Raw genomic sequence first — 18,835 nt, 5'->3', positions numbered from 1 at the left:
CGACTCCCGCGGGCCTCCGCTCGCGGGCGGTGCGGTCCCGGCCGCCGCGCGCGGCGCGCCCGGCGCGCCGCCGCATCGCCGCCGCTGCTTTTACCGGAGCGGGCGGCGGCCGGTCGCTGCGGCGGACGGCACCCGCGGAGGCGCTGTGAGTACCGCCCATCCGCAGTGGCCCGCCCCCGAAACCGCGGCGCCCCGCGCCCGTCGCCGCCCCGACGTCGCCACGGCCGTGGGCGCGGCGGTGCTCGTCGCCACCGCCGCGGTCGTCGGCGTGCTGATCGAGCGCGCGGGCCAGAAGCTCTACGTCGACTGGGAGCCGCTGTACTCCGACTGGATGCCGCACGTCGGCCCCGGCACCCTGCCCGCGCTCGCGATCGCGGTGGCGGTCGTGGGCTGGGGCCCCGCGGCCGCGGCCCGGCTGCCCTGGCGCGCGCTGGTGTGGTGCTCCTGGGGCGCGGCGATGGCCTGGACCTTCGCGCTCGCCCTGATCGACGGCTGGCAGCGGGGCATCGCCGGCCAACTGCGCGGCAAGCACGAGTACCTCCTGGCCATGCACCGCTGGGACGACCCCGGCGCGGCGCTGCGCGGCTTCACCGACTACATCCTGATCGACGTGCCGGACAACTGGCCCGCCCACGTGGCCGGGCACCCGCCCGGCGCCATGCTGACCTTCGTCGGGCTGGACCACGCCGGTCTGGGCGGAGGGGCGTGGGCCGGCGTGTTCTGCATCGTCGTCGGCACCTCCGCCGCCGCGGCGATCCTGGTGGCGCTGCGCGCCCTGGGCGCCGAGCAGCCCGCGCGCCTGGCCGCGCCGTTCATCGTGCTGGCACCCGCCGCGGTGTGGGTGGGCACCTCGGCGGACGGCTACTTCGCCGCGGTCGCCGCCTGGGGCCTGGCCCTGCTCGCGGTGGCCGGGACGGCGGCGCGCGCCGGCGCGCGCTGGGCCGCGGCGCTGGGCGCGGGCCTGCTGCTGGGCTGGGTGCTGTACCTGTCCTACGGACTGACACTGATGGCCGTCCTCGCGGTGGCGGTGCTCGCCTGCATCCGCACCCTGCGGCCGCTGCCCCTGGCCGTCCTCGGCGCCGCGGCGGTCGCGGCGGCGTTCACCGCCGCGGGGTTCTGGTGGCTGGAGGGATACGACCTGCTCGTCACCCGCTACTTCCAGGGCGTGGGCGGCAAGCGGCCCTACTACTACTGGGTCTGGGCGAACCTGGCCATCGTGGTGATCACCGCGGGACCCGCCGCGATAGCCGGACTGCGCCGCGCCGTGCTCGCCGCGCCGGCGGCCGCGGTGCGCCTGCGCCGCGGACCGCCCCGGGGAACCGACGCCCTGGTGGTCCTGGCGACGGCCGCCCTGCTGGCGATCGCCGCCGCCGACCTGTCGGGCATGAGCAAGGGCGAGACCGAGCGGATCTGGCTGCCGTTCGTGGTGTGGGCGGTGCCCGCCGCCGCTCTGCTGCCCGCACGCGACCACCGGGTGTGGCTGGGTGTGCAGGCCGCGCTGGCGCTGGCCGCCAACCATCTGCTGCTCAACGGCTGGTAACGCGCGCCCGGGCGGACGCCCGCGCGCCCGCCCGGCCCACCGGCTCCCGTTTCCGGGCGCAGCAGGGCCGCCCGGGTGCCGTACTCGCTCCCGCCGGTGCGGATGCCGTCCGCACGGGAGCCCCCCGCGAGGGAACGGCCCATCGGTCAGGAATCGAGAAGCGCAGTGCTGTGAGCTGCCACTAGCGTGATGACCATGGCGTCCATCGAGTTTGTCGTGATCGAGGCGGCCGACACCGCGGCCGCCGACAGCTTCTACACCGCCGCCTTCGGAATGGGCGGCCGGGTGCGCGTGCGGGCCTCGGAGGAACCCACGACCGGCTTCCGCGGGTTCACCCTGTCACTGGTCGTGCCCGGACCGGCCACGGTCGACGGTTTCGTCGGCCGGGCCCTCGACGCCGGAGCCGTGGCGTTGAAGCCGGCCGCGAAGTCGCTGTGGGGATACGGCGGCGTCGTACAAGCACCGGACGGGACGATCTGGACGGTCGCGTCCTCGTCAAAGAAGGACACCGGCACCGACACGCGGCGAATCGACGATTTCGTGCTCCAGCTCGGCGTCGCGGATGTGGCCGCGAGCAAACGGTTCTACGTCGACCGCGGCTTCGACGTGGCGAAGAGCTACGGCCGCAAGTACGTCGAGTTGGGCCCGCCGTCGAGCCCCGTAAAGCTGGCGCTCTACGGGCGCCGCGCCCTCGCCAAGGTCGCCGGCGTCTCCGCCGAGGGCGAGGGATCGCACCGGCTCGCGGTCGGCAGCGACGCGGGACCCTTCACCGACCCGGACGGGTTCGTGTGGGAGGCGGCATCGTCCTGAGCCGGCGGCCGTCGCGTTTTCGAAAAGGCGGGCGGTTTCACCGGCCTGCGGCGAGATGCCCGCCCGCCTCGCCCTCGGCACCCGCCCGCGGAGCGGGCACATGTCCGCCTTTCGAGTCGTGCTCGCCGAGCGCAGTACCGAGACGGTGAAGGGCGCTCTTCGTTCGGGCGGCCCCGGCGCCGCACGAACGAAGAGCGCCTCGTGCGTTCCGTCCGGTCCTCCTTCCTGTCCGGGGGATCGGGGAACAAGGGCCCGATCCGGATTTCTTCGGCCGGAAGGAAGGGCCGGATGGTAATTCAGGCCGCCCTGCGCACCATGTCCGTGAAGGCGAGGAATGTGTAGTACTGGACACAGCCGCTTCCCGCCGCGACCGCTGCGAGAACCGTCCACTCCAGGTCCCAGGGAAGCGACCACGCCTCGGTGAGCCCGGGGAAGTAGGCCGGTTCGGCGGCGAAGGCCCAGGCCGATGCGGTATCGACCGCGACGTGTGCGCCGACGACGATGCCGGCGAGGACCGCGACGGCCAGCAGGGCCAATGCGCCGAGCATCACCTGCAGGAAGGTGTGGCGGATGATGCTGAGCGACTCGGTCTCCTTCACCCGGTCGGCGATCATCCCGGTCACGATGAGGGGCGCCACCACCACGAACGCGGCGCAGGTGTACTGCCACGGCCAGGAGTGCTCGAACAGCCGTTGCCAAACGGCGTCGGGCACGTCATCGAAATCGGTTCCGGGGGTTGCCGCCACCCGGGCCGCCCAGTCCAGGCCCCATCGGAGCACCCTGTGCAGTAGCCATCCTCCGCCGACGAGGGCCGGGACGACGACCGCTGCATTCAGCGCAGCGGTCAGTCGGGCGATCTCGCGCGTGTAGCGGTCCGGATCTTTTTTGACGCGCTTCACCACGGTGCTGCATCCGTAGACGAGTGCCGTGGCGACGAGGGTTGCCACTACCCCCGACAGTGTCGGGTAGAGGAATTCGTTCACACCGGAACTGTAGATTCGGAGCACGGGGGGATTCGCTGCATGGCCTGACATGGCCAGAGCTCCGTGTGTCCGATCCGGTCCGGGAACCTGCTCTTCAGCGGGTACCGGTCCCGGCGCTTCCAATGCGCCGCGCAGGCCGGTGAACCGGGAACACCCGGCACTCAGCAGGGCTCGGCCCCTGCGCGCGACGTCGGCGGGTGTGGAGGGGCGGCGGCTCCGGGCGTTGCGGGCCGGGGATGGCCGGGCAGCCATGTGTGTCAGGCGAGTGGGTCGGCGATGCGTTCGGTCTCAGCCGTATCCTCAGCCGTACAGGGCGAGTACGGCCGCGACGGCCGCGGTGTTCCACAGGCAGTGACTGACCATCGGGGCGGTCAAGCGGCCTGTGAGCAGGAAGAGGCCGACATAGACGAGTCCGGCCACGGCGATGGAGGCCGCCTCCGGACCGCTGGCGGGCACGTGCAGCAGACCGAAGAGCAGCACCGACACGGTCGCGGCCACGCCGACCGCGCGGCGGCGCCGGCGGAAGGCCTCCGGCAGCGCTTTGATCAGGAATCCGCGGAAGTAGAGCTCCTCGGCGATGCCGCCCCCGATCACGCCGAGCGCCAGCGTGGCGGCCAGGTCGGCTCCGCCGGCGGCCGCGTTGTCCAGCACCTCGCGCACCTCGGCACTGTCGGCTCCACCGGCCATCGGGACGAGGACGCCGAACTCCAGCAGCAACCGCGGCACCACGACGGCGGCGCCCAGCGCGCTGTCGCGAACCCAGTGCCGTGTGCTCAGTCCGACGTCTGCCCACCGCAGCCGGCGGCGGCGCAGCCACCACGCCGCGATGGCCCATACCAGCAGCAGCTCGACCAGCGCCACGGTGATCAGCGCCGCGGGCCCCTGGTCGGTGAAGACACCCGCCGCCAGCGGAGGCGCCACGAGGGCGATCAGGGCTCCGCCGAGGAACACCAGGCTCGCCCGCACGGGTGCGGGGCGCTGTCGCTCCGGTTCCGCAGAGTCCGGCCGCGCCGCGGGTGCCGGCTCCCCGCGCTGTGCCGGTTCTCTCGCCATGGGAAGGGAGCCTACACGCCGATTGCGGGCTGGAGCCGGGTCCGACCGAGGAGGGCGTGAACGGTGCTTTGGCCGACCGCGCGCTGCGCCGCCCGCCCTCCGGTGGCGCGACCCGCCCGCCGCTGCGCCTCCCTGCGCTTCCTGCGCCGCGAAGGCGCGCACCGTCTGCCGATCCGGCCCGCGTACGGCCGGTGAAGGATGGGCACCGCCGCCGACGGGCGCCGTGCCCGGCCGCACGCTTGCCGAGGGCCGATCGCCGCCTATCCGTCCACGCAGGTCAACGGCGCGGCTGTGACATGCGCGGGGGCGGCCCGACCGGATGCCGCCCCGAGGACGGTCCCCTCCTGCGCGGGGAGGGCCCCCGGCCGGCGGGGTTCGCACCTGCGGTCGGCCGCTAGAAGTCGCGGGTCCAGGTGTACCAGGGGCCGCTCAGGTGCTCGTAGGCGTCGTCGGCGCTGCCTGGCGGCGTGCCGTCGGGGCTGTAGGCGAAGCCCCGGTCGTTCAGGAACCCGGCGCCCTCGACCAGGAAGCGCGCGCCCGCCTGGTCGCCGAGGTCCTCGGCCCGCCTCACCCGGTAGGGCCCGAACCGGTCGGGGGCCTCGGCCGCGGATGCGTCGGCGGCGTAGGCGGCCACCGCCGGTTCGGCCCAGGCGGTGCCCGCGCGCATGCAGGCGCCGGACTGGGTGAGCCCCACTGCGGCGACCATGATCCCCAGCACCGCGCCCCACCGCGCCCAATCGTGCCACCGGGGACGCCCCCGCCGCACGCCGAAGACCGGCTGCATCACCGCCTTGATGCCGACGGCGAGCAGCAGCAGCGCCCAGACCGACGTCGTCGCCAGCAGCGGCAGGACGTAGCCGCCCGGCACCGAGTACGTCCACAGGCTGAACAGCGCGGTGACCGCGGCGGCGACCCCGACGATCCAGCCCGGCGGCCCCGCGAACCAGCGGCGGAACCGGGAGTCGCCGGGTGTCCTGCCCGGTTTGAAGGCCTTGTTTCCGGTCGCGTCGACCACGGTCGCCGTCCTCCTGGTTCGGGGGCTGGGGTGCGGACATCCTGCCACGCACCGGGTGCGGACGCCGACCGCCCGACCCCCGTCGGACGGCCGCGGGCGGCCGCGCGTTCCCCGCGGCCGCCCGCAGCGCCACCGCCCCGTGCCCCCGCCCGCTGTGGCTTCCGGGGGCTGATCGCTCATGCTGGTCGTGGTCGTCCTGTCGCCGGTTCCGTCGGGGCCGCACGCGCCGGTCGAGCGGGCGGACAGGACAGTGGCGGGGGCCTGCGAACCAAGCTCCTCCACGGTCACGTGCGCCCCTCCGGTCGCGTGCGGTGGCTGCCCCGCACGGACCGACATAGCGCGTAGCGGACAGCCTGCCGGCGTCGGTCGGTCCGTGAGCCGGATCCGGCGAAGAAGCCGCTACACATCCTCACTGTCAGTCCAGGCGGACCCGCACCCGCCGGGACCCCGGCGCGGGCTCGGCGCGCAGTCCCTCGGCGGTCTCGACCACCCGCTGGGCGCCCTCCACCGACGCGGCGGCGTCGGCGCCGATCAGCAGCACGTTCCACGCGGCGGTGGTCTCGGACCCGGCCTCGACCACGACCGCTCCGCCGTCGCGCCGGGTCGTGAACACCGCGGCCGGTGAGCCGTCGGCGGCCGGGATCTCGGTGCGCACCGGTTCCGCGGCTCCCGCGCCGGGGTAGACGCGCAGCGTCACGCCGTCGGCGAGGTCGTAGTCGGGGCGGTCCTCCACCGCGCCCTCCGGAAGCACCGCCCCCGGGCGCACCAGCAGCGGCAGCGAGTCGAAGCCGTGCACCTCGCGCCGCCAGGCGGGCCCGTGCACCGCCTCTCCGTCGGTCAGCCGGCGCCACTCGCCCTCGGGGACGTAGTACTCGACCTCGCCCTCGGCGGAGAACACCGGCGCCACCAGCAGGTCGCCGCCGAGCATGTACTGGGTGTCCAGGTGGTGGCAGGTCGGATCGTCCGGGAACTCCAGCAGCATCGCCCGCATGACGGGCACCCCGTGCCGGTGTGCCTCGACCGCCGCGCCGAACAGGTAGGGCATCAGCCGGCACTTCAGCCGGGCGAACCGACGGGCGATGACGCTCGACTCCTCGTCGAAGGCCCACGGCACGCGGTAGGAGCGGCTGCCGTGCAGCCGGCTGTGCGAGGACAGCAGCCCGAACGCCAGCCACCGCTTGAACAGCCCCGCGTCGGGCGTGCCCTCGAACCCGCCGATGTCGTGGCTCCAGAACCCGAACCCCGACAGGCCGAGCGACAGCCCGCCGCGCAGGTTCTCGGCCATCGCCCCGTAGGTCGAGGCGCAGTCGCCGCCCCAGTGCACCGGGAACGACTGCCCGCCGGCCGTGGCCGACCGGGCGAAGACCACCGCCTCGCCCTCGCCGCGCTCCTCGCGCAGCAGGTCGAACACCGTGGCGTTGTACAGATGGGTGTAGTAGTTGTGCATGCCCTGCGGGTCGGCGCCGTCGGCCCAGGCCACGTCGGTGGGGATCCGCTCGCCGAAGTCGGTCTTGAAGCAGTCCACGCCCATGTCCAGCAGGGCCCGCAGCTTGCCGGCGAACCACGCGCGCGCGGCCGGGCTGGTGAAGTCCACCAGCGCCATGCCCGCCTGCCACATGTCCCACTGCCACACGGTGCCGTCGGGCCGGCGCACCAGGTGCCCCAGCCGCGCGCCCTCCTCGAACAGCTCCGAGCGCTGGGCGATGTAGGGGTTGATCCACACGCAGACCCGCAGCCCGCGCTCTTTGAGGCGGGCCAGCATGCCCGCGGGGTCGGGGAACCGCTCGGGGTCCCAGCGCAGGTCGCACCAGTGGAACTCGCGCATCCAGAAGCAGTCGAAGTGGAAGACGCTCAACGGGATGCCGCGCTCGGCCATGCCGTCGACGAACCCGGTCACCGTCTGCTCGTCGTAGTCGGTGGTGAACGACGTCGACAGCCACAGCCCGAACGACCACGGCGGCACCAGCGCGGGGCGGCCGGTCAGCGCCGTGTACCGGTCCAGGATCTCCTTCGGTGTGGCGCCCTGGATCACGTAGTAGCGCAGCGCCTGGTCGCAGACGCTGAACTGCACCCGGCCCACCGACTCCGACCCCGTCTCGAAGGAGACCGGGCCGGTGTGGTCGACGAAGACCCCGTAACCGCGGTTGGTCAGGTAGAAGGGGACGTTCTTGTAGGCCTGCTCGCTGCTGGTGCCGCCGTCGGCCTGCCAGATGTCGACCGCCTGGCCGTTGCGCACCAGCGGCGTGAACCGCTCGCCCATGCCGTAGACCAGCTCGCGCACGCCCAGCGAGAGCTGCGTCAGCATGTGGTGGTCGCCGTCGTGGGTCTCGACGAACCCGGTGCCGCGGTCGCCGACCGAGGTCAGCGTGCGCCCGCCGGAGCAAAATTCCAGCCGCCACGGTCCATCGGTGTCCACCCGCAGCGACAGCTCGCCGCTCTCCAGCTCCACCACCGAGCCCTCGCGGCGCGCCTTGGGCGCGGCGGCGGGGTCGGTGCGCACCGCGAATTCCGGAGCGGGGCGGCGGGAGCCCGCCAGGTGCGTGGTCTGCACCCCGATGACGCCCGGCGCCGGTGACCAGGCCTCCACCGTCAGCAGCGGCGTGTTCAGGGTGTCGCCGCGGTGGCCGATGGCGCGGACGGGTGCGTAGAGGGTGATGCCGTCGTCGTCGACACGGGCGTCGCGGGTCTCGCGCGCGTAGTGGGCGCGCACGCCCTCCCGTGTCTGCCAGAACCCGTCGGTGAACTTCATGGCCGCCTTCGTCTCGTGCTGCGTGCTGCGCGTGTCCTCTGCTGGGGGTCGGCGTGGGCCCGGCGGGCGCCGCCGGCGCGGCGGCGGCGCCCGCTGCGACCGGGGTCGCGGCGGCGTCACTTGATCGAACCCCCCGAGATGCCCGCCGCGACGTAGCGCTGGGCGATGACCAGCAGGACCGCCGCGGGAACGGACGACAGCGTCGCCACCGCCATCACCGCTCCCCAGTCGCCCACGTGCGCGCCCAGGTACTCGTAGATGCCCAGCGTCACCGGCTTGACCGCGTCGGTGGTGTTGAGCGTCAGCGCGAACAGGAAGTCGCTCCAGGCGAAGAGGAAGGTGAACAGCCCGCCGGTGATCAGCGCGTTGCGGCTCATCGGCAGCGCGATGCCGAGCATCACCCGCCACCGGCCGGCGCCGTCGACCATCCCGGCCTCCAGTACCTCTTCGGGGATGGCGACCATGAACGCGCGCAGCAGGATGATGGTGAAGGGCAGCCCCAGCGACGCATCGGCCAGGATGAGGCCCAGGTAGGAGTTGACCAGGTCGAGCTGCACATAGGCGTTGTAGAGCGCGTTGGCCACCACGATGCCCGGCACCATCTGGGTGATCAGCGTGCCGAAGACGACGGGGCGCGCACCGCGCAGCCGGAACCGGGCCAGCGCGTAGGCGGCCGGCGCGGCCAGCGCCAGGCACACCGCCACGGCGCCCAGCGCCACCAGGATGCTGGTCAGCAGGTTGCCGGCCTGCGACTCCCAGGCGCGCCGGAAGTTGCTCAGGTCCAGTGTCTGGGGCAGCCACCGCACCTCCGACAGCGCCGCCGCGGGCTGCAGGGCGATGTTGACCATCCAGTACAGCGGGAACAGCAGGACGGCCAGGATCAGCACGCCCAGGACCGTGCCGGTGTAGTCGCGGCGCCCGGTGCGCGCCGGGCGCGTGCCCGCGCCCCGGGCGCTGCTCGCGGTGCTGCTCATTGCGCCACCCCCTCGCGGTTGGCCCGCAGGTAGATCACAGCGAAGACCATGCTGATCAGGATGAGTACGTTGCCGACCACGGCGCCCTGGCCGAAGTCGAGCTCCAGGAAGGACAGCTGGTAGGTGTGGGTGCCCAGCGTCTCGGTGGCGTTGGCCGGGCCGCCGTTGGTCAGCGCCAGGATCAGGTCGAGGATCTTGACGGTGGACATGAAGCCCAGCACCAGCACCACGGTGACCACCGGCCGCAGCATCGGCAGCGTCACGCCGAAGAACCGCCGGAAGAAGCCCGCGCCGTCCAGCACCGCCGCCTCGCGGATCTCCTTGGGGATCTCCTGCAGCCCGCCGTAGAGGATGACCATGTTGAAGGGGACCCCGATCCAGATGTTGACCAGGACGACCGACAGCAGCGCGAAGTCGGGGCTGCTCAGCCAGGGGATCGCGGAATCGGTGAGCTGGAGGCCCTGCAGCGCCTCGTTGAGCACCCCGGTCTCCTGGTCGAGTACGCGGCGCCAGAGGGTGCCGGCGACCACCATCGGGATCAGCCACGGCAGCAGGAGCAGCGAGCGCATCACGCCCGACAGCGGGAAGCGCCGCGAGAAGAACAGCGCCAGGGCCATGCCGATGGTGAACTGGCCGATCAGCGACCCGGCCGTGAACAGCAGGGTGTGCCACAGCGAGGAGGCGAACAGCTCGTCGCCGAGCACCGCACGCCAGTTGTCCAGGCCCGTGAACGGCGCCTCGCCGGTGAAGTAGGTGGCCGGGGTGTAGCTCTGGAAGCTCATCACCACGTTGCGCACCAGCGGGTAGCTGAAGAACACCAGCATGTAGAGCACGGCGGGGGCGACGAACAGCCATTGGGAGGCGACGCGGCGGCGCCGGGCGGTCGCGCGCCGGTCCTCGGATCGGAGGCGCTCCCGGGACGCGGGCCCGGGGGAGTTCGCGGAGGCGGAGATGGTCGTCGTCATTGCCGGCTCCTCAGTTCCTGCCGCACCTGCGACTGCGCCCGCGACATGGCCTGCTCGGGGGTCGCCTCACCGGTCAGGGCGGCCTGCAGGGCGGTGCCGATGGCCTGGGAGTAGACGTTCCAGTCGGTGCCGACGTGCTCGGTCCGGCTGCGCGCCGTCTCGACCTGGTCGGCGAACGCCGCCAGCTTCGGCACCTCCTCGCGGTACCGCTCGGCCGCCTGCGGGTTCACCGGTACGTTGCTGGCCTTGGTGGACCACTCGAGCTGGGCCTGCGGCTCGGTCAGGCACGCCACCAGCTCGCCGGCGGTCTTCTCGCGCTCGGGGTGCTCGGTGTTGACCGGCACCGTGAAGGTCGTTCCGCCGATGGGCGCCACCGGCTCGTCGCCCTCCTCGGGTACCGGGACCTCCACGACGCCCCAGTCGAGGTCGGGGTGCTCGGCCAGCACGGGCTGCTGCCACGGGCCGTTGATCATCATGGCCGCGTTGCCCGCGATGAACTGGTCGTTGACGTCGGCCTGGGTCCAGTTCACCGCCGAGCGCGACGCCGATCCGTCCTCGACCAGCGAGACGACGAACTCCAGCGCCTCCACCGACTCCGGCGAGTCCAGCCGGCGCTCGTCGCCGCCGTTGGACCACAGCCACGGCAAGAACTGGTAGACGCCGTCCGCGGTGGACAGCGCGCTGATCGCCAGCCCGTAGCGGTCGCCCTCGGTGAGCCGCTCCGCCGACGCGCGCAGCTCGTCCCAGGTCCGCGGCGGCGCGACGCCCTCCTCCTCCAAAACGTCCTTGTTGTAGAACAGTCCGAGCGAGTTCACCGACCGGGCGGCGCCGTAGTAGGTGCCGTCGTAGCTGCCGAAGGAGCGGGCGCCCTCCGACAGGTCGTCGGGCGGCATGCCCAGCTCGGCCAGCGGCACAAGGCCGCCCGCGGAGGCGAACTGGGGCATGTCCGAGCCGTCGAGCACGAGCACGTCGGGCAGCGAGTGCGACGAGGCCATGCGCAGCGCCTTGGGCACCAGCTGGTCGGCGGGCACGCTCAGTTGGCGCACCTGCACCCCGGCGCGCGCGCCGCACTCCTTCATGACCTCGTCGTCCCAGCTGTGGTAGGGCTCGTCGGTGCTGGAGTTCATGATCGTGTACACGTCCGGGTCGGGCTCGGCGGCGCATCCGGCGCACAGCAGGGCCAGCGCGGCGGCCGCCGCGGGCACGCCGCGCGGCGGCCGCAGTAGGCGGTCTCTCATGGGGGTCTCCGTAGGGCGGGCGCAGCGGCCCGCGAGGGGTGGCGGACTCCTGGTCGGGGGAAGGGGACGGCGGGGCGGCGGGAGGCGCCCCGGGCGCGCGGCCGGGGGTCAGGGAGCCGGAGCCACCGTGGACCCCCGGATCATCCGCGGCGGGATGAGGCGGTGCCGAGCGGAGGGGCCGCCGGAGCGGCCGGGGTCGCCGGCCGCCTCGACCGCCTCGGCGGCCAGCCGGGTCACGGCGGCCGACATCTCGGCGACGGGCAGTTCGATGCGGGTGACGTCGAGGCCGCCGAGGTCCTCGGGGAAGCTGCCGACGGCCACCAGCGACACGTCGCGGGGCACCTGGATCCCGCGCGCCGCCAGATGCCGCAGGATTCCGGGGATCGCCGCGGGGTGCTGGACGGCCAGTGCCGTCGGCGGGTCCGCGGCGTCGAATCGCGCGTCGAGCCTGCGGTACAGCTCGGCGGGGTCGCCGCTGGAGTGGCAGACGTCGACGTGCGTGGCCGCCTCGGCCGCGGCGCGCTCGGCGCCGCGGATGCCGCGGACGGAGTAGGTGCGCCGGGTGTCGACGTCCTCCTCGACCGTGGCCAGGTACAGCACGCGGCGGTGCCCGGCGTCGCGCAGAGCGCGCACGGAGGCCAGCGCGGACTCCTCCCAGTCGAGGTCGGTCCAGGGGGCGGCGGACTCGTCGGCGGGATGGCCGATCAGCGCGACGGGGAAGTCCAGCACGCGCATGGCCGCCACGCGGGGGTCCTCCATCTCGACGCCCATCAGCACCGCGGCATCGGCGAACCGGCTGCGCGCAGCCCGTTCCAAGCCCGCGCCGGCGTCGCCCGCGCCCGGCGGTGTCACCAGCAGCACCAGGTAGCCGTGCCGCCCCGCGGCCTCGCTCAGCCCGTACATGAAGCGACCGCCGACCGGGAGGTACCCGGTCCCCGACAGCGGCAGCGCGAGCGCGAGGACGTCGGTGCGGGTGCTGCGCAGCGACCGGGCCCCGGCGTTGGGGTGGTAGCCGAGCTCCTCGACTGCGGCCTGCACGGCGGCGCGGGTCTCGGCCGAGATCTTGCGGGAACCGCTGAGCACATAGGAGACCGTGCTGGGCGCGACCCCCGCCGCCTGGGCGACGTCTTTGATGGTGGCCATCGGCTCCGCGCCTCCTCGCTCGTGTTCGAATCGATTCGACGAACGATTGCACTCGTCCGTCGAATCGATTCACCGCCGGGCGGCATGCTAGGCGTCATACGCCCGTGTGGCAAGCCCCACAGGAGAGGACGCCGGCGCCGGTTCGGTGCGTGCACCGAGCGGCAGGTGGAATAGGCGATTCCGCCGATGGGTTGCAGTAACTTTTCGGTATCACCCGCGCGGTTACGCATGCGCAGGGTCCAAAATGAACCATGCCTAGAGGATTAGGGCGCCGCACTCAGCCATTGGCGCCCACCCGATATATACTTCTCACTGCGGTTCTCGCCACTGCGGGCGGGGTTGCGATCAACAGGGTCACAGGGCCGTGGTGGCTTCAGGCCGCGGTGTTCACTCTAGCGGTCGCGATTCTCGGGGTCGGCGGCTTCGTTGAATACCGCTTCCGCGGCCAGGAGCATGCCGCTCAGCACGGTTCCGAGGAACCCGCGGAACTTCCCCGGACGAATAGCGTGTACGCGTCCGGAGGAGCGAACACCGGAGCACACTCGACCGTTAACGATTTCCGCGGCGCACGGATCGGTTACCTCAACGAGCAGATCCCGGCGAGTGGGGAGCGCGGAACAAGGACGTACGCGCTGTTCGCAGTCGCTGGCGTTGTCGTCCTCGTCGCGCCATTCGCCCTGCTCGTCGCTGCCACTCAGGCGCCCGATGAGGGCCCCGCCGCCGGTGTCCAGGGCGCACCGCTGGAGGTCACCGTACTTGACGTCGGTCCCGACATCGACGCCATGGGTACCAGCGCGGTTTTTCCTGACCCGCTTGAGCTGACTGCGGCTCAGCAGTCCTCCGTCCGTGCAGTTCCAGGCGCGGGAACCTGGCCTTGGTCCAGTGACCATGGTGGGGTGGTGCCTGAGCTCCTTGTGATCAGGCTGATGCTGGAAGGTAGGAGTGGCATCCGGGTGCAGGTCACCGATATCACGGCGCTCAAGGACTGCGGTGCTCCCCTGGACGGCGCGATGATCGATGACCCGCCGGGTGGGGCCGGTGATACCCCGCAGATTGCATTCGACCTGGACAAGCAGCACACCATCGCCCAAGAGATCGATAACAGCGGTCATTCAGGCACATACGACATAACAGGCGACTACTTCGCGAACCACACACTGGACACCAAGAAGGGAGATCGTCAGCCCATCACTATCTGGGCGCGGACCTACGAACAGAACTGCACCTTCTCACTGGAGTTCACGGTACTGGACTCGAACGGAGAGACCCGGAAACAGCAGGTGCGCAATGGGGACCGGGATTTCGAGGTCTCCGCGTACCTGTCGTCGGTGCAGGAGTACCGCGAAATCTATGTCGCTGGACTGTCTAAAATGACGCTGCTCATGGAGGAAGGGCTGGACGTCGGCGAGCTGGGGGACGAACCCGGCATCAGAGAGGTGAGTCCCCAAAGGTTCACGGAGATTGCCGGAGGCGGGTGAGGCGTTGACCGCCCCCAACGCCAGCGCCGTGGTCGGCCCTAGCCCGCCGGACAGGGGCGTTGTCCGTATGCGCATGCCCGTCTCCCGCCTCTTCGGCCGCGGCCGCGCCGCCGCTCGGCGGACGTCGGCGCGCGATCGCCCCCTCACCGGCCCCGAAGACACTCCCGGCGGAGCGGCGCCGCAGGCGCTCGCGGGATCCGGTCCGCGGATGCGCATCGGCCGGGTCCGGCCTTAGGCGGAACCGCGGCCGCGCCGGGTGCATTTCAGGGACGGTTGAACCGGCCGACGGAAGGCGAGGCGATGAGGAGCACCCCACCACCGGGATCGGCGGGCTGCTGCACGGCAGGCGGCGCAAGCAGTCGCTCATGGTCATCGGCGCGATTCCGGCGGTCGGCGGCGGCCTGCAGATCTTCCAGGGCACGACCGACTACTCCGACCACACCGCGCGCGCCGAGGCGACCGTGGTCGAGCGCGAGGTCGCCGTCTCCGCCTCCGGCCCCGGCGAGCCGGCGGTGGAGGAGATCACGGTCTATGTGGACTACCGGGCCGAGGGCGCGGAGCACGACCGCGTCGAGCTCGCCGGGCTCGGCGCCGACGCCTACCAGGAGGGCGACAGGCTCACCGTGGCCTACGCGCCGGGGGAGCCGGGCCACGCCGCCACGCCGCGCAGCACCGGCGCGTGGGCGTACTCCTGGCGCCTGCTCTTGGGCGCGGCCTCCGTGCTCGCCGGGCTCGGCGCCGTCGCCGCGGGGGCCGTGCTCCTGCGCGGCGCCTCCCGCACCGAACGCCGCGGTCCCTGACCCCCTGCCCGGAGGCCCCGCCGTCCGGCGGTGCGGGCGCGCGGCGCTGGAACCCCGGCCGCGGGCGGCGCGTCCGAGCATTCGTACAGTGCAGAGGCGATGAGGAGACGAGGACGGTCCCCGTGGGCGGCAAAATGCGGTTCGGGTCCAAGCGGAAGCGGAGGCGCCAGTCGGTGCTGGGGATCGGGGGCGCGCTGGCGATCGTCGGCGCGGCCTTCCTCCTCCAGGGGATGACCGACTACACCGATCACACCGCGCGCGCCGAGGCGACGGTGGTCGAGCGCGACGTGGACGTCGACTACGACGACGACGGCGACCGCAGGGAGGACGTCACCGTCTACGTCGACTACGCGGCCGCAGGCGCCCCGCAGTCCCGCGTCGAGCTCCGCGGCCTGGGCTCCGACGACTTCCACGAGGGCGAGACCCTCACCGTCGCCTACGCGCCGGGGGAGCCGGGCCACGCCGTCACGCCGCGCAGCACCGAGAAGGGCGCCTACGCCTTCGGGTTCTACCTGGGCGTGCCGATCCTCCTGCTGGGGCTCGGCACGACCGCCGTCGGAGTCCTCGTCCTCGTGCGCAAGGGCGGCGCGAAGGCCGCGCGGCTCCCTTAACGCCCCCCTGACGGCCGAATGCCCCCGCGGCTCTGGCCCGGCGCACCGCGCGGCGGCACCATGGCGGCAGGACGCCGACGGTCTGAGCCGCCCCACGGCGGGCTCTTCGGCGCCGCGAGGAGGAATGCGCGATGGACGTGGTGAGGCTGGACGCCGTTGCGGCGGGCATGGAGGAGTCCGTCGGGGGCAAGGCCGCCGGGCTCGGCGCGATGGTCGCCCTGGGTGAGCGCGTGCCGCCGGGTTTCTGCCTCACCACCGATTCCTACGCGGCGGGGGAGATCCCCGAGGATGCGCTGCTGGCGGCCTACCGCGAACTCGGGGGCGGGCCCGTGGCCGTGCGCTCCAGCGCCACCGCCGAGGACCTGCCCGAGGCCAGCTTCGCCGGCCAGCAGGAGACCTACCTCAACGTGGAGGGCGAGGGCGCGCTGGTCGACGCGGTGCGCCGCTGCTGGGAGTCGCTGGAGACCGACCGGGCCCGCGCCTACCGCGAGGCCAACCTGCCGCCCGGGACCGAGGCGCGAATGGCCGTGGTCGTGCAGCGCATGGTCGACGCCGAGTCGGCCGGCGTGCTGTTCACGGCCGACCCGACGACCGGCAGCCGCTCGCGCAGCGTCGTCGACGCGGTACCCGGTCTGGGAACGGCGGTGGTCGACGGCAGCGTGACCCCCGACCACTACGTCCTCGAAGCCGGCGCCCACCCCGAGGGCCCCGACGACGGCTGCCTCTCGCCCGGGCAGCTCGCGGAGCTGCACGCGGCCGGCGAGCGGCTGCAGCACGGCCTCGGCGCGCCGCAGGACGCCGAGTGGGCCTACGACCGCGACGGCGTCCTCTGGCTGCTGCAGTCGCGCCCGATCACCGCGCTCTTCCCGCTCCCGGCCGAGCCCCGGAGGCCCGGGCCCCGCTTCTACGTGGAGGTCGGCAACATCCAGGGCATGGTCCGGCCGTTCACCCCCGTCGGCATGTCCATGCTCGAAGAGGCCGTCGAGCGCATGTTCGCCGTCGCGCGCCTGGACGACGGCGTCCGGGACTACGTCGACGTGGCCGCGATCGGCGGCCGGCTCTTCGTCGACCTCACCGGCCTGATGCGGATGCCGCGGGTCCGGCCCGACCTGGCCGACAGCATGACGGTCTACGGCCCGCGGGTGCAGGCCGCCGTGCGGCGCATGGCGCAGGACCCGCGCTTCACCGCGGTCCCGCCACCCGGCCGGTTCCCCGTGCTGCCCGTGCTCCAGTTGGCGCTGCGCTACGGGCCGTCCTCGGTGCTCGCCTGCGCCGACGTCCTCGCCCGCCCCGAAGCGGCCCGCGCCCGGGCCCGCGCGGGCGTCGCCGAGCTCCGCCGCCACCGCGGTCCCGGCGCGGAGGCCGACGCCGCCGAGCGGCTGCGCTACCTCCGCGAGGACGGGTTCTCCGCGATCTACGGGCCCGCGATCGCCCGGGTCGCGATGCCGACCATGGTCGGCGTGTTCCTGCCCATGGCGGTCCCGGCGCTGCTGAAGGGCGTCGCCACGGCCGAGGAGGCCGCCGAGGTCCTGGCCGGGGCGCCGCACAACATCACGACCGAGATGGACCTGGAGCTGTGGCGGCTGGCCGAGGGAGCGGCCGAGCACCGCGACCTGCTGACCGGGACCGACCCCGGCGAGCTGGCGGCCCGCTACCACGCGGGGACGCTGCCCGACATCGGCTTGGAGGGGTTCCTGCGCCGCTACGGCCACCGCGCGGGCGGGGAGATCGACCTCGGCGTGCCGCGCTGGGCGGAGGACCCCGCGCCGCTGTTCGCGACCATCGCGAACTACCTGCGTTCGGACGATCCCGACCAGGCGCCCCCGCGGCGCTTCGAGCGCGCTGCGGCCCGCGCCGAGGCCGCCGTCGCCGACCTGTCGCGGCGCGCGGTCCGCGCCCGGCCGGTGCGCGGGCGCGTCGCCGCGTTCCTGATGCGCCGCACCCGCGAGCTGGTCGGCATGCGGGAGCTGACGAAGTTCGCCTGGCTGATCCCCTACGCCGAGATGCGCCGGCAGCTGCTGCTCGCCGGAGCCGAGCTGGCCGACCGCGGCCTGCTCGACGCGGCCGAGGACATCGTGTTCCTCGATCTCGACCGGGCCCGCGCGGCAGCCGAGCGCGGTGTCGACCAGCGCGACCGCGTCGCCGAACAGAAGGCCTTCTACACCCGCGAGCTGCGCCGCCGGCACGTCCCGGCCGCGATGCTGTCCGACGGCACCGACGTCGAGGCGCTGGCCCCGCCGCTGCCCGCCTCCGAGGGGACCCTCGTCGGCGCCCCGGCCGCGGCGGGCCGGGCCACGGGGCGCGCGCGAGTGGTCCTCGACCCGGCGGGCGCACGGATCGAACCGGGGGAGATCCTGGTGGCCCCGACCACCGACCCGGGGTGGACCCCGCTGTTCATGACGGCCGGCGGCCTGGTCACCGAGACCGGGTCGGCGGTGGCGCACGGCCCCACGGTGGCGCGCGAGTACGGCATCCCGGCCGTGATCTGCCTGAGCGGGGCCACGCAGACGATCTCCACCGGCGACCTGATCACGATCGACGGCGGCGCCGGGACGGTGGTCGTCGAAGAGGAGGCGGACAAGACGGCGTGAGGCCGGCCGGTCAGTCGGTCGGCCTTGAGGGCGGCTATGAAGGCGTGCCAGGAGTCGGCGGGGGAAGGACAGGCGGCCGAGCTCCCGGTGCCGGGTGTCGCGAAGGTGCACTCGGCGGCGTCGGCCACCTCGACGCAGTTGCCACCGCGGGCGCCGCTGGAGCTGGACGTGTGCCAGCCGAAATCACGGATCTCATTCAGTCCCGTGTACTGAAGAAGGAAGTCGCCGGAGCCGTCTGGAGAGAGCGCAACCGAACGTCGTGCACCGAAGCGCAACGTAAATCGCGGGGCTTCCCCTGTGTCGGTGATCACCTGTCCGCTCCCGGGGATCGCGCGCAAGCCGGGGCTCGCCGTTGCTCATGCCCAGCATTTGGGACGCCGTCCATCGCTGCGTGCACGCCTCTTGCGAAGGGAAGACCGCGCTGACGGGCGGGGCCCGGCCGCCGCCGATCCGACGGGTCGGTCGCGCGGCCCTCAACGCCGGGTCCGACGAGACGGCCTCGACCCCGCCCGGGTCGTGTCGCTGCGCGGCGCGGCTCCTCGGCTCCGCGGTGGCGGGGGCGGAAGCGGTCCGTACGAGTCCGCCCCCACGGCGGGGCCGGGGTTTCGGTCCCCGGCCTGCCCGCCGGGTTTCGCGGCCGGGTCCCGGGCGCGCTGCGCCGGCCGGTTCCGCCCTTTCGAGTGCGGTCACCGAGCGAACACCCCTTGACACCCGCGTGCCACCGGGGCACTATCTAGAACACTATTTCGGCTAGATGAACTTTCTCCGTTGCGACAAAGAATGTTAGCGCTAACATTCAGAGGATAAATCGGGGACCGGCCTGCCGCGGGACGCGTGCGGCCGCTCTCCGACCGTGCGCGCCCGTTTCCCCGGGATTTCCCGGTT

The 18,835-nt window shown here is 73.0% G+C and carries 14 protein-coding genes; 6 read left to right on the top strand and 8 right to left on the bottom strand.

Going from position 1 to position 18,835, the window contains the following annotated elements; genetic code table 11:
* Positions 1-145 precede the first annotated feature (145 nt).
* Together ABEA15_RS03545 and ABEA15_RS03540 are read left to right on the top strand one after the other, a co-directional pair.
* Positions 146-1,540 carry a hypothetical protein gene (locus tag ABEA15_RS03545; RefSeq protein WP_345555455.1) on the top strand — a complete coding sequence of 465 codons (1,395 nt, stop codon included), beginning with the start codon at positions 146-148 and terminating at the stop codon, positions 1,538-1,540.
* 195 nt (positions 1,541-1,735) lie between these two features.
* Positions 1,736-2,350, top strand: coding sequence for a glyoxalase (locus tag ABEA15_RS03540; protein WP_344147691.1), 615 nt, complete (start codon positions 1,736-1,738; stop codon positions 2,348-2,350).
* A 296-nt stretch (positions 2,351-2,646) separates the two neighbouring features.
* Here the strand turns inward: ABEA15_RS03540 and ABEA15_RS03535 are convergent, their stop codons facing one another.
* The 8 genes from ABEA15_RS03535 to ABEA15_RS03500 form a co-directional block, all read right to left on the bottom strand.
* Positions 2,647-3,333, bottom strand: a complete 687-nt coding sequence (locus ABEA15_RS03535) for a hypothetical protein (RefSeq protein WP_345555454.1) — start codon at positions 3,331-3,333, stop codon at positions 2,647-2,649.
* Between the two features lie 300 nt (positions 3,334-3,633).
* Positions 3,634-4,386: a CPBP family intramembrane glutamic endopeptidase gene (locus tag ABEA15_RS03530; protein WP_345555453.1), complete on the bottom strand. Its 753-nt coding sequence runs from the start codon at positions 4,384-4,386 to the stop codon at positions 3,634-3,636.
* Between the two features lie 394 nt (positions 4,387-4,780).
* Positions 4,781-5,401 carry a hypothetical protein gene (locus ABEA15_RS03525; RefSeq protein WP_345555452.1) on the bottom strand — a complete coding sequence of 207 codons (621 nt, stop codon included), beginning with the start codon at positions 5,399-5,401 and terminating at the stop codon, positions 4,781-4,783.
* Between the two features lie 415 nt (positions 5,402-5,816).
* A complete protein-coding gene (yicI, locus tag ABEA15_RS03520) occupies positions 5,817-8,150 on the bottom strand; it encodes an alpha-xylosidase (protein WP_345555451.1) in 2,334 nt (777 codons plus the stop codon).
* Between the two features lie 116 nt (positions 8,151-8,266).
* Positions 8,267-9,124 carry a carbohydrate ABC transporter permease gene (locus tag ABEA15_RS03515; RefSeq protein ID WP_344147706.1) on the bottom strand — a complete coding sequence of 286 codons (858 nt, stop codon included), beginning with the start codon at positions 9,122-9,124 and terminating at the stop codon, positions 8,267-8,269.
* The gene (locus ABEA15_RS03510) at positions 9,121-10,089 is read right to left on the bottom strand and encodes a carbohydrate ABC transporter permease (protein ID WP_344147709.1); all 969 of its coding nucleotides are present in this window, start codon (positions 10,087-10,089) and stop codon (positions 9,121-9,123) included. Before ABEA15_RS03510 ends, ABEA15_RS03515 begins: the two co-directional genes overlap by 4 nt.
* On the bottom strand, positions 10,086-11,327 hold the full coding sequence (locus tag ABEA15_RS03505; protein ID WP_345555450.1) for a sugar ABC transporter substrate-binding protein: 1,242 nt from the start codon (positions 11,325-11,327) through the stop codon (positions 10,086-10,088). The genes ABEA15_RS03510 and ABEA15_RS03505 overlap by 4 nt, the downstream gene beginning before the upstream one ends.
* Positions 11,328-11,435: 108 nt before the next feature.
* A complete protein-coding gene (locus ABEA15_RS03500) occupies positions 11,436-12,470 on the bottom strand; it encodes a LacI family DNA-binding transcriptional regulator (RefSeq protein WP_344147715.1) in 1,035 nt (344 codons plus the stop codon).
* 284 nt (positions 12,471-12,754) lie between these two features.
* Between ABEA15_RS03500 and ABEA15_RS03495 the strand changes: the two genes are divergently transcribed.
* The 4 genes from ABEA15_RS03495 (at position 12,755) to ABEA15_RS03480 (ending at position 17,950) form a co-directional block, all read left to right on the top strand.
* Positions 12,755-13,948 carry a hypothetical protein gene (locus ABEA15_RS03495; protein WP_345555449.1) on the top strand — a complete coding sequence of 398 codons (1,194 nt, stop codon included), beginning with the start codon at positions 12,755-12,757 and terminating at the stop codon, positions 13,946-13,948.
* Between the two features lie 365 nt (positions 13,949-14,313).
* Positions 14,314-14,748 carry a DUF3592 domain-containing protein gene (locus ABEA15_RS03490; RefSeq protein ID WP_345555448.1) on the top strand — a complete coding sequence of 145 codons (435 nt, stop codon included), beginning with the start codon at positions 14,314-14,316 and terminating at the stop codon, positions 14,746-14,748.
* A 122-nt stretch (positions 14,749-14,870) separates the two neighbouring features.
* Entirely contained in the window at positions 14,871-15,359 is a 489-nt protein-coding gene (locus ABEA15_RS03485) for a DUF3592 domain-containing protein (protein ID WP_345555447.1), read from the top strand.
* Between the two features lie 131 nt (positions 15,360-15,490).
* Positions 15,491-17,950: a PEP/pyruvate-binding domain-containing protein gene (locus ABEA15_RS03480; protein WP_345555446.1), complete on the top strand. Its 2,460-nt coding sequence runs from the start codon at positions 15,491-15,493 to the stop codon at positions 17,948-17,950.
* Positions 17,951-18,835 lie beyond the last annotated feature (885 nt).

This window comes from Streptomonospora halophila (assembly GCF_039542725.1).
Classification (GTDB): Bacteria; Actinomycetota; Actinomycetes; order Streptosporangiales; family Streptosporangiaceae; genus Streptomonospora; species Streptomonospora halophila.
Note: the sequence above shows the minus strand (reverse complement) of the source record. Positions and strands in the feature narration are given on the sequence as shown.

Coding starts and splice junctions, on each gene's coding strand:
- ABEA15_RS03500 (WP_344147715.1), bottom strand. CDS start 12,470: ATGGCCACCATCAAAGACGTCGCCCAGGCGGCGGGGGTCGCGCCCAGC.
- ABEA15_RS03530 (WP_345555453.1), bottom strand. CDS start 4,386: ATGGCGAGAGAACCGGCACAGCGCGGGGAGCCGGCACCCGCGGCGCGG.
- ABEA15_RS03540 (WP_344147691.1), top strand. CDS start 1,736: ATGGCGTCCATCGAGTTTGTCGTGATCGAGGCGGCCGACACCGCGGCC.
- ABEA15_RS03505 (WP_345555450.1), bottom strand. CDS start 11,327: ATGAGAGACCGCCTACTGCGGCCGCCGCGCGGCGTGCCCGCGGCGGCC.
- ABEA15_RS03480 (WP_345555446.1), top strand. CDS start 15,491: ATGGACGTGGTGAGGCTGGACGCCGTTGCGGCGGGCATGGAGGAGTCC.
- ABEA15_RS03490 (WP_345555448.1), top strand. CDS start 14,314: ATGGTCATCGGCGCGATTCCGGCGGTCGGCGGCGGCCTGCAGATCTTC.
- ABEA15_RS03510 (WP_344147709.1), bottom strand. CDS start 10,089: ATGACGACGACCATCTCCGCCTCCGCGAACTCCCCCGGGCCCGCGTCC.
- yicI (WP_345555451.1), bottom strand. CDS start 8,150: ATGAAGTTCACCGACGGGTTCTGGCAGACACGGGAGGGCGTGCGCGCC.
- ABEA15_RS03515 (WP_344147706.1), bottom strand. CDS start 9,124: ATGAGCAGCACCGCGAGCAGCGCCCGGGGCGCGGGCACGCGCCCGGCG.